At 74.1% G+C, this 25,258-nt stretch carries 21 protein-coding genes; 15 read left to right on the top strand and 6 right to left on the bottom strand.

Going from position 1 to position 25,258, the window contains the following annotated elements; genetic code table 11:
• Positions 1–90: 90 nt before the first annotated feature.
• Positions 91–2,487: an ATP-binding cassette domain-containing protein gene (locus tag AC3EVP_RS31785; protein ID WP_435135903.1), complete on the bottom strand. Its 2,397-nt coding sequence runs from the start codon at positions 2,485–2,487 to the stop codon at positions 91–93.
• A 259-nt stretch (positions 2,488–2,746) separates the two neighbouring features.
• On the opposite strand from AC3EVP_RS31785, the gene AC3EVP_RS31780 reads away from it, so the two are divergent.
• From AC3EVP_RS31780 to AC3EVP_RS31760, 5 genes are all read left to right on the top strand, one after another.
• The gene (locus AC3EVP_RS31780; RefSeq protein WP_335976471.1) at positions 2,747–2,932 is read left to right on the top strand and encodes a hypothetical protein; all 186 of its coding nucleotides are present in this window, start codon (positions 2,747–2,749) and stop codon (positions 2,930–2,932) included.
• A gap of 16 nt (positions 2,933–2,948) precedes the next feature.
• A complete protein-coding gene (locus AC3EVP_RS31775) occupies positions 2,949–3,731 on the top strand; it encodes a hypothetical protein (RefSeq protein WP_435135901.1) in 783 nt (260 codons plus the stop codon).
• Positions 3,732–3,871: 140 nt separating this feature from the next.
• Entirely contained in the window at positions 3,872–4,897 is a 1,026-nt protein-coding gene (locus AC3EVP_RS31770) for a DUF6895 family protein (RefSeq protein WP_435135899.1), read from the top strand.
• Positions 4,894–5,817 carry a DUF6895 family protein gene (locus AC3EVP_RS31765; protein WP_435135897.1) on the top strand — a complete coding sequence of 308 codons (924 nt, stop codon included), beginning with the start codon at positions 4,894–4,896 and terminating at the stop codon, positions 5,815–5,817. Before AC3EVP_RS31770 ends, AC3EVP_RS31765 begins: the two co-directional genes overlap by 4 nt.
• Positions 5,814–6,935 (top strand): serine hydrolase domain-containing protein, encoded by a 1,122-nt coding sequence (locus AC3EVP_RS31760; protein ID WP_435135895.1) that lies wholly within the window; start codon positions 5,814–5,816, stop codon positions 6,933–6,935. The genes AC3EVP_RS31765 and AC3EVP_RS31760 overlap by 4 nt, the downstream gene beginning before the upstream one ends.
• Before the next feature lie 60 nt (positions 6,936–6,995).
• Here AC3EVP_RS31760 and AC3EVP_RS31755 read toward each other — a convergent pair whose 3' ends face one another.
• Both AC3EVP_RS31755 and AC3EVP_RS31750 read right to left on the bottom strand, forming a co-directional pair.
• A complete protein-coding gene (locus AC3EVP_RS31755) occupies positions 6,996–7,193 on the bottom strand; it encodes a ferredoxin (protein WP_435135893.1) in 198 nt (65 codons plus the stop codon).
• Between the two features lie 38 nt (positions 7,194–7,231).
• Complete coding sequence (locus tag AC3EVP_RS31750; protein WP_435135891.1) at positions 7,232–8,530, bottom strand: cytochrome P450; 1,299 nt, start codon at positions 8,528–8,530, stop codon at positions 7,232–7,234.
• A gap of 383 nt (positions 8,531–8,913) precedes the next feature.
• Between AC3EVP_RS31750 and AC3EVP_RS31745 the strand changes: the two genes are divergently transcribed.
• On the top strand, positions 8,914–9,714 hold the full coding sequence (locus AC3EVP_RS31745) for a class I SAM-dependent methyltransferase (RefSeq protein ID WP_435135889.1): 801 nt from the start codon (positions 8,914–8,916) through the stop codon (positions 9,712–9,714).
• A gap of 68 nt (positions 9,715–9,782) precedes the next feature.
• On the opposite strand, the gene AC3EVP_RS31740 is transcribed toward AC3EVP_RS31745, so the two are convergent.
• Positions 9,783–10,178, bottom strand: a complete 396-nt coding sequence (locus AC3EVP_RS31740; protein WP_335976489.1) for a TOBE domain-containing protein — start codon at positions 10,176–10,178, stop codon at positions 9,783–9,785.
• Between the two features lie 140 nt (positions 10,179–10,318).
• Between AC3EVP_RS31740 and AC3EVP_RS31735 the strand changes: the two genes are divergently transcribed.
• From AC3EVP_RS31735 to AC3EVP_RS31725, 3 genes are read left to right on the top strand one after another with little or no spacing between them, the layout of a single operon-like run.
• Positions 10,319–12,001 carry an NAD(P)/FAD-dependent oxidoreductase gene (locus AC3EVP_RS31735; RefSeq protein WP_435135886.1) on the top strand — a complete coding sequence of 561 codons (1,683 nt, stop codon included), beginning with the start codon at positions 10,319–10,321 and terminating at the stop codon, positions 11,999–12,001.
• Complete coding sequence (locus AC3EVP_RS31730; protein ID WP_335976492.1) at positions 11,998–13,485, top strand: ATP-binding protein; 1,488 nt, start codon at positions 11,998–12,000, stop codon at positions 13,483–13,485. The genes AC3EVP_RS31735 and AC3EVP_RS31730 overlap by 4 nt, the downstream gene beginning before the upstream one ends.
• Positions 13,482–13,868 carry a UBP-type zinc finger domain-containing protein gene (locus tag AC3EVP_RS31725; protein WP_435135884.1) on the top strand — a complete coding sequence of 129 codons (387 nt, stop codon included), beginning with the start codon at positions 13,482–13,484 and terminating at the stop codon, positions 13,866–13,868. Before AC3EVP_RS31730 ends, AC3EVP_RS31725 begins: the two co-directional genes overlap by 4 nt.
• 49 nt (positions 13,869–13,917) lie before the next feature.
• Here the strand turns inward: AC3EVP_RS31725 and AC3EVP_RS31720 are convergent, their stop codons facing one another.
• Together AC3EVP_RS31720 and AC3EVP_RS31715 are read right to left on the bottom strand one after the other, a co-directional pair.
• Entirely contained in the window at positions 13,918–16,530 is a 2,613-nt protein-coding gene (locus AC3EVP_RS31720) for a bifunctional FO biosynthesis protein CofGH (RefSeq protein ID WP_435135882.1), read from the bottom strand.
• A gap of 62 nt (positions 16,531–16,592) precedes the next feature.
• A complete protein-coding gene (locus AC3EVP_RS31715; RefSeq protein ID WP_435135880.1) occupies positions 16,593–18,284 on the bottom strand; it encodes a class I adenylate-forming enzyme family protein in 1,692 nt (563 codons plus the stop codon).
• A gap of 251 nt (positions 18,285–18,535) precedes the next feature.
• On the opposite strand from AC3EVP_RS31715, the gene AC3EVP_RS31710 reads away from it, so the two are divergent.
• From AC3EVP_RS31710 to AC3EVP_RS31685, 6 genes are all read left to right on the top strand, one after another.
• Entirely contained in the window at positions 18,536–20,182 is a 1,647-nt protein-coding gene (locus tag AC3EVP_RS31710) for an NAD(P)-binding domain-containing protein (protein ID WP_435135878.1), read from the top strand.
• Complete coding sequence (locus AC3EVP_RS31705) at positions 20,179–21,285, top strand: alpha-hydroxy acid oxidase (RefSeq protein WP_435135876.1); 1,107 nt, start codon at positions 20,179–20,181, stop codon at positions 21,283–21,285. The genes AC3EVP_RS31710 and AC3EVP_RS31705 overlap by 4 nt, the downstream gene beginning before the upstream one ends.
• Positions 21,282–22,826, top strand: coding sequence for a cytochrome P450 (locus AC3EVP_RS31700; RefSeq protein WP_435135874.1), 1,545 nt, complete (start codon positions 21,282–21,284; stop codon positions 22,824–22,826). The genes AC3EVP_RS31705 and AC3EVP_RS31700 overlap by 4 nt, the downstream gene beginning before the upstream one ends.
• A gap of 59 nt (positions 22,827–22,885) precedes the next feature.
• Complete coding sequence (locus AC3EVP_RS31695; protein ID WP_435135872.1) at positions 22,886–24,211, top strand: cation:proton antiporter; 1,326 nt, start codon at positions 22,886–22,888, stop codon at positions 24,209–24,211.
• Positions 24,212–24,310: 99 nt separating this feature from the next.
• Positions 24,311–24,955, top strand: a complete 645-nt coding sequence (locus AC3EVP_RS31690) for a helix-turn-helix domain-containing protein (protein ID WP_335976514.1) — start codon at positions 24,311–24,313, stop codon at positions 24,953–24,955.
• Positions 24,952–25,239 carry a DUF6126 family protein gene (locus AC3EVP_RS31685; protein ID WP_435135870.1) on the top strand — a complete coding sequence of 96 codons (288 nt, stop codon included), beginning with the start codon at positions 24,952–24,954 and terminating at the stop codon, positions 25,237–25,239. The genes AC3EVP_RS31690 and AC3EVP_RS31685 overlap by 4 nt, the downstream gene beginning before the upstream one ends.
• Positions 25,240–25,258 lie beyond the last annotated feature (19 nt).

Below are 25,258 nucleotides of genomic sequence, written 5' to 3'. Positions count from 1 at the left end.
ACTCGTGGTCCGCTCGCCTCGTCCCGCGCCCACCCGTCTTCCGCCCACCCGTCTTCCGCTCACCTCGCCGTCCGCGCGCCCGACGCCTGCTCAGCCGCCCACGTAGGCCGCCAGGTGCTCGCCGGTGAGGGTGGCGCGGGCCGCCACCAGGTCGGCGGGGGTGCCCTCGAAGACGATCCGGCCGCCCTCGTGCCCGGCGCCGGGCCCGAGGTCCACGATCCAGTCGGCGTGCGCCATGACCGCCTGGTGGTGCTCCACGACGATCACGGACTTGCCGCTGTCCACCAACCGGTCGAGCAGCGCGAGCAGATGGGCCACGTCGGCGAGGTGGAGACCGCTGGTCGGCTCGTCGAGGACCAGGACACCGCCCTTGGCGGCCAGGTGCGTGGCGAGCTTGAGCCGCTGCCGTTCGCCGCCGGACAGCGTGGTGAGCGGCTGGCCGATACCGAGGTAGCCGAGCCCGACGTCGGCGAGCCGGGTGAGGACCGCGTGCGCGGCCGGGGTGCGCGCGTCCCCCGCGCCGAAGAACTCCCGCGCCTCGGCCACCGGCATCGCGAGCACCTCGCTGATGTCGCGGCCGCCGAGCCGGTGTTCGAGCACCGACGCCTCGAACCGCCGTCCCTCGCACACCTCGCAGACCGCGGCGACCCCGGCCATCACGGCGAGGTCGGTGTAGACGACGCCGGTGCCCTGGCAGGTGCGGCATGCGCCCGCCGAGTTGGGGCTGAACAGGGCCGGCTGCACCCCGTTCGCCTTCGCGAACGCCTTCCGGATCGGGTCGAGCAGCCCGGTGTACGTCGCCGGGTTGCTGCGCCGGGAGCCGCGGATCGGGCTCTGGTCGACCGAGACGACGCCCGCGGCGGCGCCCACCGGGCTCTTCGCCAGCGCCCCGTGCACCAGCGAGCTCTTGCCGGACCCGGCGACACCGGTGACCACGACCAGCACGCCGAGCGGGATGTCCACGTCCACGTCCCGCAGGTTGTGCGTCGAGGCGCCGCGCACCGGCAGCACCCCGGTGGGCTCGCGCACCGTCTTCTTCAGCGCCGCGCGGTCGTCGAAGTGCCGCCCGGTGACGGTGCCGGACGCCCGCAGCTGCTCCACGGTGCCCTCGAAGCAGACGGTGCCGCCGGCCGGTCCAGCGCCGGGGCCGAGGTCCACCACGTGGTCGGCGATCCCGATCGCCTCCGGCTTGTGCTCGACCACCAGCAGCGTGTTGCCCTTGTCGCGCAGCCGCAGCAGCAGGCTGTTCATCCGCTGGATGTCGTGCGGGTGCAGGCCGACGGTCGGCTCGTCGAAGACGTAGGTCACGTCGGTCAGGGCGGAGCCGAGCTGGCGGACCATCTTCACCCGCTGCGCCTCGCCGCCCGACAGGGTGTTCGAGGGCCGGTCCAGGGAGAGGTAGCCCAGGCCGATCTCGGTGAAGGCGTCGAGGCTGTCGCCGAGCGCGGTCAGCAGCGGCGCCACCGACGGCTCGGCCAGGCCCCGCACCCACGCGGCGAGGTCGCTGATCTGGAGGGCGCAGGCGTCGGCGATGCTCAGGTCGCCGATCCGCGAGGAGCGCGCGCCCTCGCTGAGCCGGGTGCCGCCGCACTCCGGGCAGGCGGTGAAGGTGGCCACGCGGTCCACGAACGCCCGGATGTGCGGCTGGAGCGTGTCCCGGTCCTTGGCCAGCATCGACGTGCGCAGCTTGGGGATGAGCCCTTCGTACGTGACGTTGACGCCGTTGACCTTCACCCGGACCGGGTCGCCGTACAGGAAGTCCTGCAACTCCTTCGGGGAGAAGTCGCGGATCGGCTTGTCGGGGTCGAGGATGCCGGACTCGGCGTAGACCCGGACGGTCCAGAAGCTGTCGGGCTTCCAGCCGGGGATGGTGAAGGCGCCGCCGGCGATCGACTTCGTGTCGTCGTAGAGCTGGGTGAGGTCGAGGTCGGAGACGGTGCCGCGGCCCTCGCAGTGCGGGCACATCCCGCCGGTGCGCTCGTAGGTCACCTTCTGGGCGGTGCGGGCGCCGCGCGCGACGGTCATCGCGCCGCTGGCGTGGATCGAGGGGACGTTGAAGGCGTAGGCGGACGGCGGGCCGATGTGCGGGTCGCCGAGGCGGCTGAAGAGGATGCGCAGCATCGCGTGGGCGTCGGTGGCGGTGCCGACGGTGGAGCGGGCGTCGGTGCCGATCCGCTGCTGGTCGACGGCGATCGCGGTGGTCAGGCCCTCCAGGACGTCGACCTCGGGCCGGGCGAGGGCGGGCAGGAAGCCCTGCACGAAGGCGCTGTACGTCTCGTTGACCAGCCGCTGCGACTCGGCGGCGATGGTGCCGAACACCAGGGAGCTCTTGCCGGAGCCGGAGACGCCGGTGAACACCGTCAGCCGCCGCTTGGGGATCTCGACGCTGACGTCCTTGAGGTTGTTCGCCCGCGCGCCGTGCACCCGGATCGCGTCATGGGTGTCGGCGGGAGGTGCCGCCGTGCCGGGTCTGCTGGCCGTGCTCATCGATACTCCGTCCGTCCGTCTGTCTATCCGTCTGTCCGTCCGCTCCGCGGAGCCGCCGGCCGGGTCCCATCCCCGGCTGATCACTCCTGTCCCCGATCCAAGCACCGGGGTCTGACAACGCCCGCTTCGGCCGCTTTTCCCGGGCTTGTCACGGCAGCGGGCGGCGCGACACGCCCGGGGTCGGACATCCCATTTGCGGGCATATGTCCGAACTGTCATTCTGAGGTGAGTCCAAGCCGAACAAAGAGGAGATGATCCCATGGCTTCGGAACTGACCGCCCCGGTCAAGACCACCGCGCTCGCCGCTGAGGTCGAAGGACTGCTCGACTCCGCTGAGGCGGAAGGTATCTACCGCGACACCCGTGAATGCAGTGGCGCGCTCCTGCTCGCCGCACTGCTCCTGATCTCGCCGCCCACCCCGCGCCCGAAGACGGACGCCCGCTGACGCGGCAGGCGACACGTTGGCCGAGCAGCCGCAGGGAGACACCTCGCTGAGCGCTGTGGTCGCCGACATCGCCACGGGAGTCGCACTCGCCCTGGAGGGCGGGCGCGGCTCCTACGCGCTGTCGGGCGTCCTCGCGCAGGACGACCCGGTCGCACTCGCGGCCATCAGGGTCCTGGGGGCGGATGTGCTGGCGCCGTACGCGCCGGCCACCGGTACGACGGCACACATGGACGGCAACGGGCCCCAGGCCACGGCCGGCGGCGGAGCGGAGGGTGCCCGGCTCGCGGACGAGGCGATCGTCCGCAAGGCGCTCGCCGCCTATCCCCCGGCCGCGGACGCCTCCGACGTGTCCGTGTGGAGCTACCGCGGGCTGGTGGAGGCCGCGCGCGCCTTTCTGCCCGGCGGCTCCGGGGCCGCCGCGGGTCCCGGCGGGCAGGACGGCCGGCCGGCCGAACCGCGGGCGGGCACCGACTGGTTGCACACCGACCCGTGGCCCAAGCTCGCGCACCGCGCCTCCCAGCTCGGCGCGCTCTCGCTGCCGGGGCTGGCGCCCGCGCTCGCCGAGGGGTTCGCCGCGCGCACCGAGGACCTGGCCCGCGGCTTCGTCCGCGCGGTGCGGCGCCGCGACTGGGTGCAGGCCGCGGGGATCGGCCGCTGGCTGGCCGGGATGCCGGACGTGCCCGACACGCTCGGGCTCGACGCCGGGCTGGTCTATGTGCTGCGGATGAGCGCGGGCGACCCCCGGGTGGCGCTGCACACCGCGGTGGCCCGGCGCTTCCACGGGCGCGGGGTGCGGTGAACGGCGGCGCGCGGACGGGCCCGGGTACGCCGACCCCGGGTCCGGGTGCGCCTGCCGGTTCGCGGGGGCGCGGGCCGGACCGTTCGGCCTTCCCCGCGCGCCCGGGCGCCGGCGGCGAACGCCCGCACGAGGACGCGGAGTTGCTGGACCGGATCGTCACGGCCGCGCTCACCCGGGTCGACGCGATGCGCCCGTCCTTCCGGCTGCCGCCCGACGTGACCACCGACGCCGACCCGAACCTCACCATCAAACCGCTGGGCGAACTGGCCGAGTTGACCGACGTCATCCGCGGCTGCCACCCGCTGCCGGCCGTACGCGCCCTGGCCGACGACCTGTTCGGCTTCACCTGGCAGCAGACCGGTGGCGGTGAGCTGTTCGCGGAGCTGGTGCGCGGCGAGCCGCAGGCCACGTACCCGGTCGAGCTGTACGGCGTGTTCGCGCGGGCCGGGCTGCGGCACCCGGCCGCCGAGGAGCTGATGGCGGCCACCACCGGGCTGCGGCTGTGGCAGCTCGCGCGCGCGGACCACACCCGCACGCTCAACGTGCTCAACGCCGAGCGGCGGGTGGGCGTGCCGGAGCACGCCGAGTTCGCCGCCGTGCTGGCGCGGACCGGCCTGGGCGCCCGCCCCGAGCCATGGGCGCTGGACCTGCGCACCGCGTACGGCGTCACCCATGACGTCTTCCACGTCACCGACTGGGGCCGCGCGCCGCACCGGATGCCCCGGCTCCTCGCCGACTACCTGCGGCTGTGGCTGCCCGCCTGGACCGTGAACTGGGCCGAGGAGCGGCAGTGGGACCTGACCGGGGAACTCCTCGCGGTGGCCGCCTGCATGCCGGGGGCGGCGTACGACCCGGTGGCCTGGCGGGCGCTGGCGGCGGCGCAGCGGCCGGACGGCGCCGTGCCCGAGACCGGTGACGGCCCGCCCGAAGGGAGCCCGCCCGAGGCGGAGTTCACCGGCTGCTACCACTCCACGCTGGTGGCGGCGTTCGCCGCGACACTGGCGCGAACCGCGCCCGCCGCCTGCGCCGGCCCGGACGGCCCGGACGGCCCGGACAACGCCTACCCGTACCCGTATACGGACCCGGGCCAGCACGCCTCCGCCGCCGTCTCCCCGTTCGATTCCCCGTCCGCATCCGCCCCCGTCGAGAGCGAGGTCCTGCCGTGACCGCCGCGTCCCCCGCGCTGCTGCACCGTGTCGGCGACCAGGCGCTGGCCTGGCTGCACGCCAACCGGGAGCTGTTCCGCCTCACCGACGTCGACCGCGAGACCGGCCGCGGGCTGGTCGAACGCCTCAAGCCCATCGGCGAGTTGGCGATCAACATGCGGGTGCTGGCCCGCGAGGGCGTCGCCGGTTCGCGGCAGCACGACCTGTCGGTGCGGCTGCTGGACTTCGCCTGGCGGGACCTGCTCGACGGCGGCAACGTCCTGGCCGAGTTGCAGGCGCAGGAGCCGCTGTCCCCGGTGCCGTTGGAGATCTACGGCAGCCTGCACGAACTCGGCCACCGGCACCCGGGGTTGGAGTCCGCGATCGCTCTGGCGCGCACCACCGCGAGCTGGCAGGCCGTCGAGATGCTGCCGACCCGGCGGCTGGGGCTGCTCAACTCGGAGCGCAAGATCGGCCTGGTGCCCAGCGGCGACGTCGAACAGGCCCTGGCCGCCACGTGGCTGGGCCGCACCCCCGAGCCGTGGACGGTGCAGCTGCACATCGCCTACGACGTCACGCACACCGTCTTCCACCTCACCGACTGGGGCGCGGCGCCGGACCGGCTGCCGCCGCGGATCGCCGACTACCTCGCGCTGTACGTGCCCGCGTGGGCGGCGGACTGGGCGGAGTTGGAACACTGGGACCTGCTCGGCGAGCTGCTCGTGCTCGACGCGTGCCTGCCGCGGCCGGTGCTCGACGCGCGGTTGTGGGAGCGGTACGCGGCCGCGCAAGCCCCCGACGGCGCGATGCCGGTCCACCACGGGATGCCCGACGGCAGTCCCGCGGAGGTCTTCGACCTGGTCCACCACCCCACGCTGGTCGCGGCGTTCGCGTCCGCGATGGCGACGTCCCGGGCGATGTCCGCCGGCGCCGCCGCGTGAGCGGGACCGCGGCGCGTACGGGCACCGGGGCCGACGGCCCGGACCTCCACGGCGGCGCGGACCCCGGCACCGGCGCCGACTCCGACCCCGACCCCGGCACCGCCGCCCGGCTCCGGCAGGCGCTCACCGAGGTCAGGGCGCCCGACGTGGTGCTGGCCGTCTCCCGCGCCGGGCGCCGCACCGTCGCCACCGGCGGCACCGTGCCGCCCGCGCGGCCACGCGCCTTGCTCCGCTACGAACTCGGCTCGCTCTCCAAGACGTTCACCGTCCTGCTGCTGGCCGAACTCGCCCGCGAGGGCGTGCTCGGCCTGGACGACCGGCTGGCCGCCCACCTGCCGGGGCTGCGCCTGCCGCACCCCCGCTCCCGCGCGATCACCCTGCGGCACCTGGCCACCCACACCTCCGGGCTGCCCCGGGTGCCGCGCGACCTGATCCCGGGCGCGCTGCTGCACCCGTACAGCAACGGCTACGCCGGGTACGACCGCGAGCGGCTGCTGCGCGGCTTCGCCCGTACCCGCCCCGCGCACGCGCCCGGCCGCCACTGGCACTACTCCAACTTCGGGGTGGCGCTGCTCGGCCCGGCGCTGGAGAGCGCCACCGGCACCGGCTTCGCCGCGCTCCTCACCGAGCGCGTGCTGCGCCCGCTGGGCCTGACCGGCTCGGTCGTGGGCCTCGACCCGGACGGCGCGGTCGGCCACCGCCCCGACGGCCGGACCCCGCTGCCGCCCAACGACATGGCGGCCTTCGGCCCGGCCGGCGCGGTCAGCGCCACCCCGGGCGACCTGCTCTGCTACGCCGAGGCGCTACTCTCGCCCGACTCCTCGGCCGCCCCCGCGGCCCTGCGCGCCGCGCTGCGCGACGTCCAAGTGCCGCAGCTGCGGCGCGGCTTCGGGCGCCGCCACACCCACACCCTCACCTGGTACCTCCACCCCGGCCCCGGCGGGCCCCTGCTCTTCCACGCCGGCGCCACCTTCGGCCGCCAGTCCTTCCTCGGCCTCCACCCGGCCACCGCCACCGCCGTCGTCGGCACCGCCACCCGCCACGACCGCACCTGCGCCCTCATCGGCACCTGCTACCGCCTCCTCCACACCCTCGCCACCCCCTCCCCACCCGCCTGACGGGGCGAAAAGGGCCCGGCCCCGGCCCGGTGGGGGCGGGGCCGGGCGGAGGGGGCGGGGTCAGGATTCGTCGAGGGTGATGGCCCAGGAGGGGCAGGTGGCGGCGGCGTCGCGGACGTCGGGCCACAGGGTCTGCGGGGGCTTGGCGTCGAGGAGTTCGACGATGCCGTCGTCCTCCCGCTGGTCGAAGACGTCGGGTACGGCGAGCACGCACATGCCCGAGCCGCAGCATTTCTCCTGGTCGACGTGGATACGCAACGGTGGGGTCCTTCCGCCGGGGGGCACGGGGGGCGCGGTCACCACGCCACGGGGAGTTCGTGGACGCCCAGGATGAGCGTCTCGTTGCGGTAGCGGACATCCTCGAAGGGGACCGCGAGCCGCAGTCCGGGCAGCCGGCGCAGCACCGTGGGCAGCGCGACCTGGAGTTCGAGGCGGGCGAGCGGCTGGCCCAGGCACTGGTGGACGCCGAACCCGAAGGCGAGGTGGCGCCGGCTGCCGGGGCGGGCGAGGTCGAGGCGGTCGGCGTCGGGGAAGACCTCCTCGTCGCGGTTGCCGGCGCTGAGCATGCACAGCACGCCCTCGCCGGCGCGGATGAGGGTGTCGCCGACGGTGACGTCCTCGGTGGCTACGCGCGCCACCCCGCTCTGGATGATGGTGAGGTAGCGCAGCAACTCCTCGACGGCGGCCTGCACTTCGGTGGGACCGCCGTCGCGCATCCGGGCCAGTTCGCCGGGGTTGCGCAGCAGGGCGAGTATGCCCAGGGCCGTCATGTTCGCGGTGGTCTCGTGTCCGGCGACCAGCAGCAGCCGGCCCATCCGGGCGATGTCGGCGTCGGTCAGGTCGCTCTGCTCGGCGACCCGGCTGAGGATGGCGTCGTCCGGGGAGCGCCGCTTGGCGCGAGTCAGGTCGCGGAGGTAGGCGAGCAGTTCGTTCTGCGCGGCGACCACCTCCTCCGGGGTGGACTCGGTGCGCAGGATCGCGCTGCTGCACTGCTGGAAGAACTCGTGATCCGTGTACGGCACACCGAGTAGCAGGCAGATCACCACCGACGGCAGCGGCAGCGCGAAGTCCGCGACGAAGTCGGCCTCCTGGCGCCCCTTGGTCATCGCGTCGAGCAGGTCGTCCGCGAGCTGCTGGACCTGCGGCCGCATGGACTCGACCTTGCGGATCATGAAGTCCGAGGTGAGCATCCGGCGCAGCCGCGCGTGCTCGGGGTCGTCCATCCTGATGAAGGTGGGCCGGTCGGTGCTGAGCGCCCTGCGGCCGGCGCTCAGGAAGGGGAAGCCGGGCCGGGCGGAATCCGCGCTGAAGCGGTCGTCGCGCAGGGTGTGGCGGATGTCGTCGTGGCGGGTGATCAGCCAGCAGGACGAGCCGTCCCAGAGGGTGGTACGGGCGACCGGGCGCTCGCGCCGGGCCTGCTGGTAGGCGGGCGGCGGGTCGAAGGGGCAGGTCGCGCGGGCCGCGGGCGCGGCCAGCGGCTCGGGCAGCGGGCTGTACGGGCAGGCGCCGGCGGCGCCCGGGTCGGCCGCCGGTGCGGGGTGCGCGGGCACAAAGGCGCCGGTGGGGGATGCGGGGCTGGGTATCGCTGCGGCCATGGCGGGCTCTCTCCTCCGGGGGTGAGGGTGAGATCTTCGTTCCGTGGTGCGACTGCTGTGGCACATGGGGTAGTTGGCCCCAGCACTAGATGCTCTGAGCAACTAACCCGTAGGTAACGGTAGTTCACGCTCCGTACGGACGGAAGGGCGCTTCGGGCGTTCGGCCGAAACTGTCCCGAAGCCGACGGTGCGCGGCCCGGTGCGGGCGGCGGCGAGCCGGTGCGGAAGGCCCGAGCGAAGAGAACCGGCCACTTCCGCACCCCGGGGCGGCAGCAACCGGAGGCGAACGGCGCGCGCTCCGGCCCGCCGGGAGCGCACACGGCGCCCTGCGTGCGGCCCGCGCAGCCCTGCCCGGCCACAGCACCGCCGGGTAGATTGCAGGCATGGCAGAGATCCGGGGTGGCGTGGCGGACGGAAGCGCGGGCGACGCGGACTACGGGGTGATCGGCGGTGGCTACAGCGACTACCGGCAGCCCGACCCGCGGATCGCACGGGTGCTGGCCGACGCGCTGGGCGGCGCCCGCAGCGTGCTGAACGTCGGCGCCGGCGCGGGGTCGTACGAGCCGGCGGACGCCGAGGTGGTCGCGGTGGAGCCGTCGGCGACGATGCGCGCCCAGCGGCCCGCGCACCTGGCACCCGCGATCGACGCCTCCGCCGAGCAACTGCCCTTCGACGACGACCGGTTCGACGCGTCGATGACGACGTTCAGCGTGCACCAGTGGAGCGACGCCGCGGCCGGGCTGCGCGAGATGCGCCGGGTGACCCGCGGCCCCGTGGTCGTCATGACCTGCGACCCGGCGCTCGTCCGGGACTTCTGGCTGTACGCGTACGCACCGCTGGTACTGGACACCGAGGCGCGCCGCTACCCGGCGGTAGAGGCGATCACGGCCGCGCTGGGCGGCAGGTGCACGGTGACACCGGTGCCGATCCCGGCCGACTGCACCGACGGCTTCAACGAGGCGTACTACGCCCGCCCGGAGCGGCTGCTCGACCCCGGTGCCCGGCAGGCGTGCTCGGCGTGGAGCTTCGTGCCGCCGGAGCTGGCCGCGCGGTACACCGGCGACCTGCGCGCGGCCATCGGGTCGGGCGCCTGGGACGCGCAGTACGGCGCGCTGCGCCACCAGCCGTACCTGGACGGGTCGCTGGTGCTGATCCGGTCCGTGCCGGAGCACGGCACGCCCTGACCCGGCGCGGGCCGACCCGGCGCGGCACGCCCCGACCCGGCACGCCCTGACCCGGTACGCCCCCGGGACTACGGCCGGTCGATATGGACGTTTGTCGACTTCACCCGGGCCACCGCCTCCGCCCCGACCTCCAGCCCCAGTTCCTCCACCGCCTCCCGCGTGACCAGGGACACCAGCCGGTGCGGCCCCGCCTGGATCTCCACCTGGGCGGCCACGTCACCGAGCTTGACGGCCGTCACGATGCCCGGGAACGCGTTGCGCACCGACGTGTGCGAGGTGTCCGACTCCGCGTCGGGACTCTGGGCCAGCTCGACGGAGAACGCGGCCAGATCCCGCCCGTCGATGAGCCGGCGCCCGGCCTCGTCACGGTGGGTGGCGACCCGGCCGGCGTCGGCCCAGCGCCGCGCGGTGTCCGGGCTGACGCCCAGCAGCCGCGCCGCCTGGCCGATCGTGTAGGACTGCATGGCGCCAGCGTACGGCGGCCCGCCCGCCGGCGGCGCGGCGCACGCCCGCGGTTTTCTCCCGCGCGCCCGGACCGCGGTGCCACTACGCTGAACTGCATGGACTGCCGAACACATGGACGACAGCACGGGACGGGATGCCGATGACCGAGCCGGACGCCGGCACGCGCCGCGCCGCGCTCCTCACCGTTGACGACGACCCCGGGGTCTCCCGGGCGATCGCCCGCGACCTGCGCCGCCGCTACGGCGAGCGGTACCGGGTGGTGCGGGCGGAATCCGGCCAGGACGGACTGGACGCGCTGCGGGAGATGAAGCTGCGCGGGGACCTGGTCGCGGTGGTCCTGGCCGACTACCGGATGCCGAACATGACCGGCATCGAGTTCCTGGAGCAGGCGATGGACGTGTACCCCGGCGCGCGCCGGGTGCTGCTCACCGCCTACGCGGACACCGGTGCCGCCATCGACGCGATCAACGTCGTCGACCTCGACCACTACCTGCTCAAGCCGTGGGACCCGCCGGAGGAGAAGCTCTACCCGGTGGTCGACGAGCTGCTGGACAGCTGGCTGTGCTCCGACCACCGCCCGGTGCCCGAGACGAAGGTGATCGGACACCGCTGGTCGGCGCGCTCCTCGGGGGTGCGGGAGTTCCTGGCCCGCAACCAGGTGCCCTACCGCTGGTACCAGTCCGACCAGGCCGAGGGCCGGCGGCTGCTGGAGGCCGCCGGGCACGACGGGCTGCGGCTGCCGGTGGTGATCGCGCCGGGCGGCGAGGTGCTGCTGGAGCCGTCCGACCAGGACCTGGCGGTGCGGGTCGGCCTGTCCACCGCACCGGCCGAGGAGTTCTACGACCTGGTGGTGATCGGCGGCGGCCCGGCCGGGCTCGGCGCCGCGGTCTACGGCGCCTCCGAGGGGCTGCGCACGGTCCTGGTGGAGCGCACCGCGACCGGCGGCCAGGCCGGGCAGAGCGCCCGGATCGAGAACTACCTCGGCTTCCCCGACGGCGTCTCCGGCGCGCAGCTCACCGACCGGGCCCGCCGCCAGGCCACCCGGTTCGGCGCGGAGCTGCTCACCGCCTGCGAGGTCACCGCGCTGGAGGTCAACGGTTCGGCCCGCACCGTGCGGTTCGCCGACGGCTCCGCGGTCACCGCGCAGAGCGTGCTGCTGGCCACCGGTGTCGCCTACCGCCGGCTGGAGGTGCCGGGGCTGGCCGAACTCACCGGCCGGGGCGTGTACTACGGCTCGGCGCTGACCGAGGCGGCCGGCTGCGACGGCCAGGACGTGTACATCGTCGGCGGCGCCAACTCCGCGGGCCAGGCCGCCGTCCACCTGGCCCGGCACGCCAAGTCGGTGACGCTGCTGGTGCGCGGGGCGTCGCTGGAGGCGTCCATGTCGCACTACCTGATCCAGCAGATCGCGGCCGTGCCCACCATCGAGGTGCGCACCGGCACGTCGGTCACCGCGGTACACGGCGAGGACCACCTGGCGGGCCTGACCCTGCGCGACGCCGCCACCGGCTCGGACGAGCTCGTCGACGCCCAGCGGATGTTCGTGTTCATCGGCGCCGCGCCGCGCACCGACTGGCTGGACGGCACCGTGCGCCGCGACCGGCACGGGTTCGTGCTGACCGGGCCGGACCTGCCGGCCGGTGACGGGCAGCGGCCGGCCGGCTGGCAGCCGGACCGGCTGCCGTACCACCTGGAGACCAGCGTGCCGGGGGTCTTCGCGGCCGGCGACGTGCGCGCGGAGTCGGCGAAGCGGGTGGCGTCCGCGGTCGGCGAGGGCGCGATGGCCGTGATGCTGGTGCACCGCTACCTGGAGGGGCTGTGACCGACGAACCGCAGCAGACGCAGCAGGCGCGGCAGCGCCCGCTCGACCCGTGCGACCCGGACGAGCTGCGCACGCTCTTCCTGTTCGAGAAGCTCACCCCGGAGCAGCTGGCCAAGCTGTGCCGGATCGGCCGGGTGGAGACCCTCGAGCCCGGCCCGGTCTTCGCCGAGGGCGAGCCGGCCACCTGCTTCTACGTGCTGCTGGACGGCGCGCTGGTGACCTCCCGGAAGGTCGGCGACGACGACGTGGAGGTGGCCAGGACCTCCCAGCGGGGCGTGTACACCGGCGCCTTCCAGGCGTACCTCGGCGACCGGGTGCCGCAGCGGTACACCAACTCGATGCGGGTGACGGCGCCTTCGCGGTTCTTCGTGCTGGCCGCCGACGACTTCGCGCACATCGTCACCGAGTGGTTCCCGATGGCGGTGCACCTGCTGGAGGGGCTGTTCTTCGGCAACAAGTCCTTCCAGCAGGTGGTCAGCCAGCGGGAGCGGCTGCTCGCGCTGGGGTCGCTGTCGGCGGGGCTGACCCACGAGCTGAACAACCCGGCCGCCGCCGCGCTGCGGGCCACCTCCGCGCTGCGCGAGCGGGTCGCCGGGATGCGGCACAAGCTGAAGATCCTGGCCGGCGGCCCCTACCGGCAGGCCGACCTGGACACCCTGGTCAGCGTCCAGGAGCGGGCCGCCGAGCGGGTCGCGAAGGCCGAGCAGCTCAGCCCGATGGACGCCTCCGACCGCGAGGACGCGATCGCGGACTGGATGGACGCGCACGGCATCGCCGGCGGCTGGGACCTGGCACCGGCGTTCGTGCAGGCGGGGCTGGACGAGGAGTGGCTCGACCAGGTCGCCGCGGCCGTCGACGGCAAGGTGCTGGAGAGCGCGGTGCGGTGGCTCAACTACACCGTCGAGACCGAGCTGCTGATGAACGAGATCGAGGACTCCACCTCCCGGATCTCCGGCCTGGTGGGCGCCGCCCGGCAGTACTCCCAGCTGGACCGGGCGCCCTACCAGGTGGTCGACGTCCACGACCTGCTCGACAGCACCCTCCAGATGCTCGCCGGGAAGATCGGCGCGGGGGTGCAAGTGGTCAGGGAGTTCGACCACACCCTGCCGCGCGTCCCCGGCTACCCGGGCGAGCTGAACCAGGTGTGGACCAACCTGGTGGACAACGCGGTGGCCGCGATGGACGGCGCCGGCACGCTCACCGTGCGGACCTCGGCGGAGCACGGCAGGCTGGTGGTGGAGTTCCGCGACACCGGTCCCGGTGTGCCGGCGGAGATCCGGCAGCGGATCTTCGAGCCGTTCTTCACCACCAAGCCGGTCGGCCAGGGCACCGGCCTCGGCCTCGACATCTCCTGGCGGATCGTGGTCAACAAGCACCACGGCGACCTGAAGGTCGAGTCCGAGCCGGGCGACACCCGCTTCCGGGTGTACCTGCCGCTGAACACGCCGGAGGCCGGCCAGGACACTGAGGAGGAGACCGTATGACCCCGTCGGACGACATGGGCGCACCCGGCGACTCCGGGGCCCCCGCGATCGACCCCGCGGTGCCGCCCAGCGGCACCGGCTGCGCGAGCTGCGACGCGGACGGCGGGTGGTGGTTCCACCTGCGCCGGTGCGCGGCCTGCGGCCGGATCGGCTGCTGCGACTCCTCGCCGGGCCAGCACGCCAGCGCGCACGCGGCCGCCACCGGCCACGACGTGGTGCGCAGCTTCGAGCCGGGCGAGGACTGGTTCTGGGACTACGCCAGGGAGCAGTACGTGGAGCAGGGCCCGCAGCTGGCGGCGCCGCAGAGCCACCCGGCCGACCAGGGCGTGCCGGGGCCGTCGGACCGGGTGCCGCCGGACTGGCGCGACCGGCTCAACCAGTAGCGCGCACCCGGTGCGGGCGGCGGTGCGACGCCGCCGCCCGCACCGCCGTTCAGTCGCCCAGCACCGGCAGCAGCTCCGGCAGGTGCCCGTCGGAGGCGAGCGCCGCGTCGATCCGCTCCTGCGGCACCTGCCCGTACAGGGTGGTGCGCGGGCGGGAGGGGCGGCCGGCCGCGTCGGCGATCGCGACGAGGTCGCGCACCGAGCGGTAGGACCCGTAACGCGAGCCCGCCATCCGGGAGATGGTCTCCTCCATCAGGGTGCCGCCGAGGTCGTTGGCGCCCGAGCGCAGCATCTCCGCGGCGCCCTCGGCGCCCAGCTTCACCCAGCTGGTCTGGATGTTGGGGATGTGCGGGTGCAGCAGCAGCCGCGCCATCGCGGTGACCGCGCGGTTGTCGCGCAGCGTCGGGCCCGGCCGGGAGATCCCGGCGAGGTAGACCGGCGCGTTGGTGTGGATGAACGGCAGCGTCACGAACTCCGTGAACCCGCCGGTGCGTTGCTGGATCTCGGCGAGCAGCCGCAGGTGGCCGAGCCAGTGGTGGGGCTGGTCCACGTGGCCGTACATCATCGTGGACGAGGAGCGGATGCCCAGTTCGTGCGCGGTGCTGACCACCTCGACCCAGGTCGCGGCGGGCAGCTTGCCCTTGGTGAGCACCCAGCGGACCTCGTCGTCCAGGATCTCGGCCGCTGTGCCGGGGATGGTGTCGAGCCCGGCCTCCTTCGCGGCCGTCAGCCAGTCCCGGATCGACATGCCGGTGCGGGTCGCGCCGTTGACCACCTCCATCGGGGAGAAGGCGTGCACGTGCATGCCCGGCACCCGCGCCTTGACCGCGCGCGCGATGTCGAAGTAGGCCGAGCCGGGCAGGTCGGGGTGGATGCCGCCCTGCATGCACACCTCCACCGCGCCCACCTGCCACGCCTGTTCGGCCCGGTCGGCGACCTGGTCCAGGGAGAGGGTGTACGCGTCGGCGTCGGTGCGGCGCTGGGCGAACGCGCAGAAGCGGCAGCCGGTGTAGCAGACGTTGGTGAAGTTGATGTTCCGCGTCACGATGTACGTCACGTCGTCGCCGACGGTGTCGCGGCGCACGTCGTCGGCGATCCGGCACAGCGCGTCCAGCGCCGGGCCGTCGGCGTGCAGCAGGGCCAGGGCCTGGGCGTCGGTCAGCCGCGTCGGGTCGTCGGCTGCCACCGACAGCGCCTGCCGGACGTCGGCCTCCACCCGGTCGGGCACCAGCCCGGGCGCGGCCTGTTCGCGCAGGCTCGCCCAGTCGCCGTACACGTCGTCGAAGTCGTCGCGCCGGTCGGCGCTGCGGCCGTGGGTGTCGATGGTGCGGTGCAGGTCGGTGCGCCCGCCGGCGGCGGGGAAGGCCTCGTCGGGCTCCTGCCAGGGCAGGCCCTGCGGCCGGACGTCCTCGCGGGCCAGGCCCGTCGCGGGGTCGGCGAGCGCGGTGACGTGGGGCAGCAGCCGCGGGTCGAGCCAGGGCTCGCCGCGGCGGATGTACTCCGGGTAGATCGTCAGCCGCTCCTTGAGGGTGTAGCCCGACTCGGCGGTGCGCGCGGCCAGTTCGTCGATCTGCGGCCAGGGGCGCTCGGGGTTGACGTGGTCGGGGGTCAGCGGTGAGACGCCGCCCCAGTCGTCGATCCCGGCGGCGACGAACCTGCCGTACTCGCCGTCGACCAGGTTGGGCGGTGCCTGGATACGGGCGGCGGGGCCGAGCACGATCCGGGCCACGGCGATGGCGGCGGCGAGTTCGCCGAGTTCGGCGTCGGGCATGCCGCGCATCGCGGTGTCCGGCTTCGCGCGGAAGTTCTGCACGATGACTTCCTGGATGCCGTGGTACTGCCGGGCGGTGCGGCGGATCGCGAAGAGCGCCTCGGCCCGCTCGGTGTACGTCTCCCCGATGCCGATCAGGATGCCGGTGGTGAACGGCACGTTGGAGCGGCCGGCGTCCTCAAGCACCCGCAGCCGGACCGCGGGTTCCTTGTCCGGCGAGCCGTGATGCGGGCCGCCGGGCTCCGACCACAGCCGGGTGGCGGTGGTCTCCAGCATCATGCCCATCGACGGTGCGACGGGCTTGAGGCGCGCGAGGTCGGTCCAGCCCAGCACACCGGGGTTGAGGTGCGGCAGCAGCCCGGTCTCCTCCAGCACTCGGACTGCCATGGCGCGCACATACGCGAGCGTGTCGTCGTAGCCGTGCGCGTCCAGCCACTCGCGGGCCTCGGGCCAGCGGTCCTCCGGGCGGTCGCCGAGGGTGAACAGCGCTTCCTTGCAGCCCAGTTCGCCGCCGCGCCGGGCGATGTCCAGCACCTCGTCCGGGGACAGGAACATCCCCTCGCCGGCCCGCCGCAGCTTGCCGGGCACCGTGACGAAGGTGCAGTAGTGGCAGGTGTCGCGGCACAGCCGGGTCAGCGGGATGAAGACCTTCCGCGAGTACGTGATCACGCCGGGGCGGCCGGCGGCGGCCAGTCCGGCGTCCCGGACCCGGCCCGCGATGTCCGACAGCCGTTCCAGGTCGGCGCCGCGCGCCTGGAGCAGCACGGCCGCCTCCGCGGCGTCGAGGGCGACCCCTTCCGCCGCGCGGTGCAGCGCGCGGCGCATCGCGTTCGCCGTCGGCCGGCTCTCCGTCCCCGCGGCGGCGGGCTCTTCAGGTTCACGCGTCGTCATTGTTCGAGCATAAGCACACCGGCCGTTGTACATCCGGCGCCCCCGGTGCCCCGGCGGCGTCGCTACGCGTGCTGATCGCCGGCCGCGCCGGCCGCGGCCGCCGTCACCCGCGCCAGCAGGGCCTTCTTGTCGGGCTTGCCGCTGGGCGCGACGGGTACGGTGTCGAGCACCGTGATCGTGGCGGGCACGGCGTCGGCGCCGAGTGCGGCGCGTACCGCGGCGCGCAGTTCGCCGGCGGCGGGCGGCCGGCCGGGCGCGCGCGGGACGACGAAGGCGTGCGGGGCCTCCCCGGTGCGCTCGTCGGGCACGGCCACGACGTAGGCCTGGTCGACGTCCGGGTGGCCGGCGAGCGCGGCCTCGATGGCGGCGGTGTAGTAGAGGATCGCGTTGACGAAGACGACCTCGCGGGCCCGGCCGAGCAGGCGCAGGAAGCCGTCCTCGGCGAGGGTGGCGAGGTCCCGGGTCCTGATCCAGCCGTCCTGGACGACCTCGCGGGTCTGCTCCGGGTCCCGCCAGTAGCCGGACATGGCGCCGGCCGAGCGGACCCAGACCTCGCCGGGGGCGCCGGCGGGCACCTCGCGCCCTTCGGGGTCGCGCAGCGAGATCGCCACGTCGGGCATCGGGCGGCCGACGGAGTCGTGCACCGCGGCGCCGTGGCGGGCCTGGTCGCCGGGGGTGAGCAGGGCGAGCATGCCGGCCTCGGTCTGGCCGTATCCCTGGTGGACGACCGGGCCGAGGAGTTCGGCGGCCTCGGCGAGGCGGTGCGCGGGCAGCGGCGAGCCGGCCACCAGCAGTACGCGCATGCTGCTGGTGTCGACGTCCTCGGTGCGCAGGGTCTCCAGCACCTGGTACAGCCGCGGGACGGTGCACAGGCAGGCGGTGACGCGGTGGCGCTGCCAGGTGTGCGGGAAGGAGACCGGGGGTTCGGGGATGATCGCGGTGCCGCCGCTGAGCAGGCACAGCGCGAGGTGTTCGAGCATGACCGCGCTGGTGAGGGTGCCGAAGACGAGGAACCGGCGGTATCCGGCGGCGAGTTCGCGGGCGGTGTCGCTCCAGCGGTCGGCCGGCTGCCAGGACCAGTGGGCGGCGAGGGCGCGGTAGGTCTGGGCGCAGCCCTTGGGGTGGCCGGTGCTGCCGCTGGTGAGGGTGATCAGGGCGACGTCGTCGGGGCGGCCGCGGGCGACCAGTCCGGCGCCGGGCGTGCCGTCGTACGGTGCGCCGGGCGCGGGGGTGCCGTCGTCGTGGAGGGCGGCGCGGGGGGTCGCGGCGGGGGTGCCGTCGTCGCGAGTGCCGTCGTCGCGGGTGCCGTCGTCGCGGATGCCGCCGTCGCCAGTGCGGCCGTCGAGCAGGTCGCGTTCGACGTCCAGGACGGCGGCGCCCGCCGCCTTGGCCGCGTCGGCGAGCGGTTCGGTGCGGGTGGTGTCGTCGACCAGGACGGCGTCGATGTCCTGGGCGAGCACATGGTGGAGCTGAGCGGGCGTCAGGCCCGGGCGCAGCCCGGTGACGCGGCAGCCGAGCAGGTGGGCGGCGATCTGCGCGGCGAAGCCCGCGGGGGTCACGGCGGTGGTGAGGGCGACCCCGCGGCCCGGGCCGAGTCCGGCGGCGGCCAGGCGCTCGGCGCAGGCCCGGACGAGGGCGAGCACCCGGCCACGGCCGACCGGCCGGGTCCGGAACTCGAATGCCGGAGTGTCCGGGTCGTGGGCGAACGCGTCGATCAGGGCCTGCGGAAACGGCGATTCGGCCGGATTGTTCATCGTCCCCTCCGATCCGCGCGGCCGGCCCGGCAGGCATTTCGGCCACGGGCAAGCGGGTAAACCGCCTCGGCGGCGCACGGGCATTGCGGAGGCGCCGGCGGGTGCGCACTCCTGGTCGTTGGCGACATTATCCGCACGACAGCATTTCCAATCTCGCAAAGCCATGTGACATGGATCACATCAGGAACCCTGGAGCGATCCTTGAAACATCAATTATGGTGTTGAACCCGTCGGGACAACCGGGAGGAAGAATGTCCGGAGAAGAGCGGATCGACTACCTTGTGGTAGGCGCAGGGCCAGCCGGAATCCAGGCCGCATATTTCCTCGAACGCGCCGGCCGCGATTATCTCGTGGTGGAGGCGGGCACGGCGCCCGGCACCTTTTTCACGAAGTTCCCGCGGCACCGGACCCTGATATCCAGCAACAAGGTGCACACCGGCTGGGACGACCCGGAACTGAATCTGCGCACGGACTGGAACTCGCTGCTCTCGGAGGAGAGCAGCCCGCTCTTCACCGAGGTCACCTCGCGCTACTTCCCGCCCGCGGACGACTTCGTCGGCTACCTCGCGGACTTCGCCCGCACCCACGAACTGCGTATCCGCTACCACACCCGCGTCACCCGGATCAGTCGTGAGGCGGCCGCCGGAAGCGCCGCGGACGGCGCCACCCCGCGCGGGGACTTCCTCGTCCACACCGCCGACGGCTCGCTGCTGCGGGTGAAGCGCCTGATCATGGCCACCGGGGTGACCCGCCCCTACATTCCGCCGATTCCCGGTGCCGAACTCGCCGAGCAGTACAGCGACGTCTCGGTCGACCCGGACGACTTCACCGACCAGCGGGTGCTGATCGTCGGCCGCGGGAATTCCGCGTTCGAGACCGCCGACAATCTCATCGAGCGCGCCGCCGTCATTCACGTCCTCGGCCCCGGATCGCTCAAGCTGGCCTGGCAGACCCACTTCGTGGGCCACCTCAGGGCAGTCAACAACAACTTCCTGGACACCTATCAGCTGAAGTCGCAGAACGCCCTGCTGGACGGCGAGATCGCCTCCATCAAAAAGTCGGAATCGGACGGAAAATACCATGTCGCAGTGAAGTTCGTCCGGGTGAACGAAGTAGTCAAGGAAATATCCTACGACCGCGTGATCATGGCCACCGGATTCCGCTTCGACGCGTCGCTCTTCGACGAGGAGTGCCGGCCGGAACTGACCATCAAGGACCGCTTCCCCGCGCAGACCGATGCGTGGGAGTCCACAAATGTACCCGATGTGTATTTCGTGGGAACCATCACCCAGGCCCGCGACTTCAAGAAGTCCACCAGCGGCTTCATCCACGGCTTCCGCTACGGCGTGCGGGCGCTCAGCCGGGTGCTGAACAGGCGCTACCACGACGAGCAGTGGCCGCACACCGAACTGCCCGCGAACGCCGAGGCCGTCGCCGACGCTGTCGTCACCCGGATCAACCGCACCTCGGCGCTCTGGCAGATGTTCGGCTTCCTCGGCGACGCCGTCCTCGTCGGCCCCGACGCGGTCGGCTACTACGACGAGGTGCCCGTCGACCACCTCCACCGGGCCGTGGGCGAGGGCGAGTTCGGGCCGGTCGACCACTACCTGACCGTCACCCTGGAGTACGGCGCCGACCACGACAAGGTGAACCCGTTCGACGTCACCGTCAACCGCCTCTCGCAACAGGACACCGGCGGGCTCGACAGCCGCTACCTGCACCCGGTGGTCCGGCTCTGGCAGGACGGGAAGCTGCTCACCGAGCACCACCTCACCGAGAACCTGGAGAACGAGTGGGACAGCGAGGACGTGCACCGCGCGCCCCTCGTCCGCTTCCTGGCCACCCACCTCTTCCCCGCGGCGCCCACCGAGGAGCCCGCCGCCGCGCAGACGCCGTGACCGCGCAGCCGCCGCCGGACGCCCTCGAGGAGCTGCACCGCAAGGCACTGGTCCAACTCGACCCCGTCCACCGGGACTTCTTCGAGGGCGGCGCCGGCCGGGAGCGAGCGCTCACCGAGAACGTCCGCGCCTTCGGCCGCCTCGCCCTGCTGCCCCGGGTGCTGCGCGGCGCCGGGCCCCCCGACACCGCGGTCGAGCTGCCCGGCGCCCGCGCGGCCACCCCGGTCCTGGTCGCCCCCACCGCCTTCCACCGCCTGGCGCACCCCGACGGCGAACGGGCCACCGCCCGCGCCGCCGCGGCCGCCGGCACCGTGCTGATCACCTCCATGGCGGCCACCACCGCCGTCGCCGACGTGGCGGCGGCCGCCCGGGAGGTACGGCAGGACGCGGCGGTCTGGTTCCAGCTCTACCTGCAACCGCGGGCGGAGGTCACCGACGCGCTGGTGCGGCGGGCCGAACAGGCCGGCTGCACCGCGCTGGTGGTCACCGCCGACTCCCCCGTCTTCGGCCGCCGCGGCCGCGACGACCGCAACGGCTTCCACGACCTGCCGCCGGGCTACGCCGCGGAGAACATGCGCGGCCTGCCCGGGGCACCGCCCGGCGGCACCCTCGACATCGCGATGAGCCCCGGGCTGTCCTGGCGCGACCTGCGCCGGCTGCGCACCCGCACCGAACTGCCGGTGCTGGTCAAGGGAGTCCTGCACCCCGACGACGCCCGGATCGCGGTCGACGAGGGCGCCGCGGGGGTGATCGTCTCCAACCACGGCGGCCGGCAGCTCGACGCCGCGCCCGCCACCGTCGAGGCGCTGCCCGCGGTGGCCGACGCCGTCGCGGGCCGCGTCCCGGTACTGCTCGACGGCGGGATACGGTCCGGCGCCGACGTGGTGACCGCGCTCGCGCTCGGCGCCACCGCGGTCGGCGTCGGGCGCCCGGTGCTGTGGGGGCTGGCCGCCGAGGGCGAGGCCGGCGTGGCCCGGGTACTGGCGGAGCTGGCCGGGCAGACCGCGCACGTGCTGGCGCTGTGCGGGGCCCGCGACCGCACCGACCTGGACCGCGGCCAAGTGGTCGTCCGCGGGCGGCTGCCGGGGGTGGGGCTGGGATGAGGCCGAGCACCGTACGGCGGCTGACGGTCGCCGCCGCGGCCACCGCCGCCGCCCTGTCCAGCCCGTACTGGCTGCCGAAGTCCCTGGTCGCCCTGCGCGTCAAGGTGTTCGAGAAGGTCAACGGGCCCGAGGGCGTCATCGTCCCCAACGAGCAGGTCGGCCCCGAGCGGTTCGCCGAGCTGTACGCGCACCCCGCCGCCGACGGGCGCAGCAAGGGCGCCGGGCTGTCGGATCTGTTCTGGTACTGGCTGTCCCCCGGGCCCGAGGTGCACCAGGAGCACCTGGAACCCGGGCCGCGCTACGACGCGGTGGCCCGGACCACCACCGCGATCCTCGCCGGGTCCAGCGCCGAGCTGTCCGCCGCCGCGGCCCGCTGCACCGCACGCGTCCTGGACGGCCACCTGCCGCCCGCGCGGCCGGGAACGCGGGGCCACCGGGCCCACCTGGTGCGGCTGCGCGACCTGATGATGCCGGTCTGGGCCGACTTCTTCCACGAACTGGTCTTCCACGAGCCGTGCCCGCCCGACGCGCGGCGCCTGATCGTCGGCAACGCCGAGGACGTCGTCAACTCCCTGAAGAACACCCGCCTTCGGCACATGCGCCGCCGCACCCGGCTGACCCGCTACCTGCTGCGCCGGCTGGCCGCGGGCGACCTGCCGCACGACCTGCCCGCCGAACTCGCCACGCCGCTGGACCGCGCGCACTACCTCCAGGGCGCCTTCTTCAACACCGCCGTCGTGCAGATGTCGGAGGCGATGGCGCACCTGCTGCTGGTGCTCGCCCAGCACCAGGACGTCCAGCAGCGCCTGGCCGCGCACCCGGACGACGACCGCGACCTGGGCAACGTCATGAACGAGACGCTGCGGCTGTACCCGCTGTTCGGCATCGCGCACCGGATCACCGGCGCCGACATCGACCTCGGGGACGGCGCCGGCTACCCGGCCGGCACCGTGCTCTGCTTCGACTACCCCGCCTACCACGCCACCGGCTACACCGACCCGGACGTCTTCGACCCCGGCCGCTGGGACCGGCTGTCGGTGAAGGACGCGCACCACATCCCGTTCGGGGTCGCGGCCAACCGGCCCTGCCCGGCATGGCGGTTGGCACCGCTGGTGATGCGCGCCGCCACCCGGGAGGTGCTGCGCCGCTTCACGCTGCACTCGTCGGTCTCCCACACCCGCTCCATCCCGCACCGGGCGCCCTGCCTGCTCGTCCCCCGCGACCGCCCGCTGCCCCGGCACCGCAGGAACGCGGCGCTGGCCGCGCTGCGGGTCCGCGACCGCTGGGAGGACGTGGGGCGCAGCACCCTTCAGTTCGTGCTCGGCACCTGGATGGTGGTGGACGCGCGGCGGCTGCGGATGGCGGAGAACTGGTTCGCCCAGCACGACACGCAGGGCCGCCCGCTGCCCCCGCCGCCCGGCGAAGCACCGTCCGCCGATCCGCAGTCCGCCGATCCGCAGCCCACCGCACCGCCGCAGTCCGCCGCCGAACCGCCGTCCGGCGGGGCTGCGCCGGGCTGCCCGTACCACCGCCGCGGCTGAGCCCGCCCGCACCGCGGCGCGCACTCCCCCACACCGTCCCCGCCGAAGGGCCGTTCCCCATGTCGACCACCGAACTGGGTACCGCTTTCCTGCTGGCCGTCGTCGTCATCCTGGTGCTGTGCCGGCTCGTCGCGCTGCTGCTGCGGCCGCTCGGCCAACCCCCGGTCGTCGCCGAGATGATCGCGGGCGTGCTGCTCGGACCGTCGGTCCTCGGGCTGGTGCTGCCCTCCGTGGAGCACCACCTCTTCCCCGCCGACCTGCGCCCGATGCTCTACGTCACCGGCCAACTCGGCCTGGTGCTCTTCATGTTCCAGTCCGGCTACGACTTCCGGCTGGAGCGGATCAAGCCGGTCGCACGGTCGGCGGCGCTGATCTCCGCGGCGGGCAGCGTGACCCCGCTGCTGCTCGGCGCCGGGCTGACCTGGGCGGTGCACGGCTCCGTGGACACCTCGCCGCCCGGGGTGCCGCTGCACGTCACCGTGCTGTTCGTCGGCGTCACCCTGGCGATCACCGCCTTCCCGATGCTCGCGCGGATCATCACCGAGAACGGCCTGTCCGGCACGTCCTTCGGCACCATCTCGCTGGCGGCCGGCGCGATGGACGACGTGGCCGCGTGGATCATGCTCGCCGGCGTGGTCAGCCTCGCCCGCGGCAGCGCGCACGCCGTGCTGCTCGCCGCCGTCGGCGCCGCCGGACTGGTCGTCCTGCTGGCCGCTTTCATCCGGCTGCGGCAGCCGCTGCTGACCGCCACCGAGCGGATCGGCGACGAGCAGCTCCTGCTCGCGGTCCTGCTGCTGCTCTGCCTGGCCGCCTGGTACACCGACCGGGTCGGCCTGTACGCGGTGTTCGGCGCGTTCAGCCTCGGCGCCGCCTTCCCGCGCTCGCCGCGGATCGACCGCACCGTCGAGGCGACCGCGCCGCTCAGCCGGGCGCTACTGCTGCCGCTGTTCTTCACCTACTCGGGGCTCAACACCGACACCGGTTTGCTCAGCGACCCCAAGCTGCTGCTGTTCGCGGTGGGCTGCACCGCCGCGGCGGTCGTCGGCAAGTTCACGGCGTGCTGGGCCGCCGCCCGGCTGGGCGGGCAGCCGCCCGCGGTCGCGCTGCGGATCGGCACCCTGATGAACGCCCGCGGCCTGATGCAGCTCATCGCGATCAACGTGGGCCTGTCCGAGGGCATCGTGTCGCCCTCGATGTTCACGGTGCTGGTGGTCGTCGCGGTGGTGACCACGGTGATGGCCACGCCGCTGCTGCGGCTGTGGGACCGGCGCGACGGCGGGGTGTACGACGCGCCGCCGCCCGGCGGTGAGGCGGGCGGCCGTACGGCCGCGGAGGCCGGTGCCCCGGTCGGCGTGGCGAGGGCGGCGGAGGGCGGCACCGCCTGACCTGCCCCGACCGCCCGACGCGCGGACCCGACCCGAAGCGCCTTTGCCTCACGGGCAAGTTTTTTGCCCGTGAGGCACATCCTGCTGTTCCATGGAGGCATGGACCCCGCGACCGCCACCCCCGACGCCGCTCCCGCGGCCGGTGCCGACGCCCCGACCCTGGCCCCGCGGCTGCGTGACCGCCGGCGCGCGGGCGGTCTCACCCTGGAGGCCGCGGCCCACCGCGCCGGCCTCTCGGCAGCGCATCTGTCCCGCCTGGAGTCCGGCCTGCGGCAACCGTCGCTGCCGGTGCTCCTCGGGCTCGCCCGCCTGTACGGCACCACCGTCTCCGACCTGCTGGGCGAGACGGCCGCCGAGCCCGACCCCATCGTACGCGGCGCCGCCATGGCCGCGGTGCCCGCGGGGGGCTGGACCTACCGGCGGGCCGGCGGCACCGGGCGGGCCATGCAGGCGCTGCGCGTCCATGTGCCCGCCCACGCCCAGGGCGGCCTGGTGCGGGTGCACCCCGGCGAGGAGTGGCTGCACGTCACCGCCGGGGTGCTCGAACTCTCCCTCGGCGACCGCGACCACACACTCGGCGCCGGGGACTCCGCGCACTTCGACTCGCTCGTACCGCACCGGCTGGCGGCCGGCGGGCCGGACGGCGTCGACCTGCTCTTCGTCCACACCCTCATGCAGAGCGAGACGTCGGCGCTGTGCGTCGTGCCGAACGGGCCCGCCACCCCCCGAGGAGGCCGTTCATGAACGCGAACCCCGCCGAGCCGCGCGTCCAGCCCGGAGCCGGACAGCCCGGCCCCGAGCAGTCCGGCCCGGGCCCGGACCAGCCGCCGGCCCCGCCAGCGCCACCCGCCCCGGCCGCCGCGCCCGTACCCGAACCGGTGCCCGTCCTCGTGGTGACGCCCGAGCCCAGCAGCACCGAGAAGCACAAGGAGCGCGCGGTCGTGCTGCGCGTCCTGATCTACGTCGCGGTGGCGCACTTCATGGCGTTCTTCCTGTGGCTGATGTTCGCGGTGATCGGCAAGCGCTGATCCCCGGCGGGGCCCTTCG

Source organism: Actinacidiphila sp. bgisy144, assembly GCF_057708105.1.
This window is presented reverse-complemented; position numbering and strand designations above follow the sequence as displayed.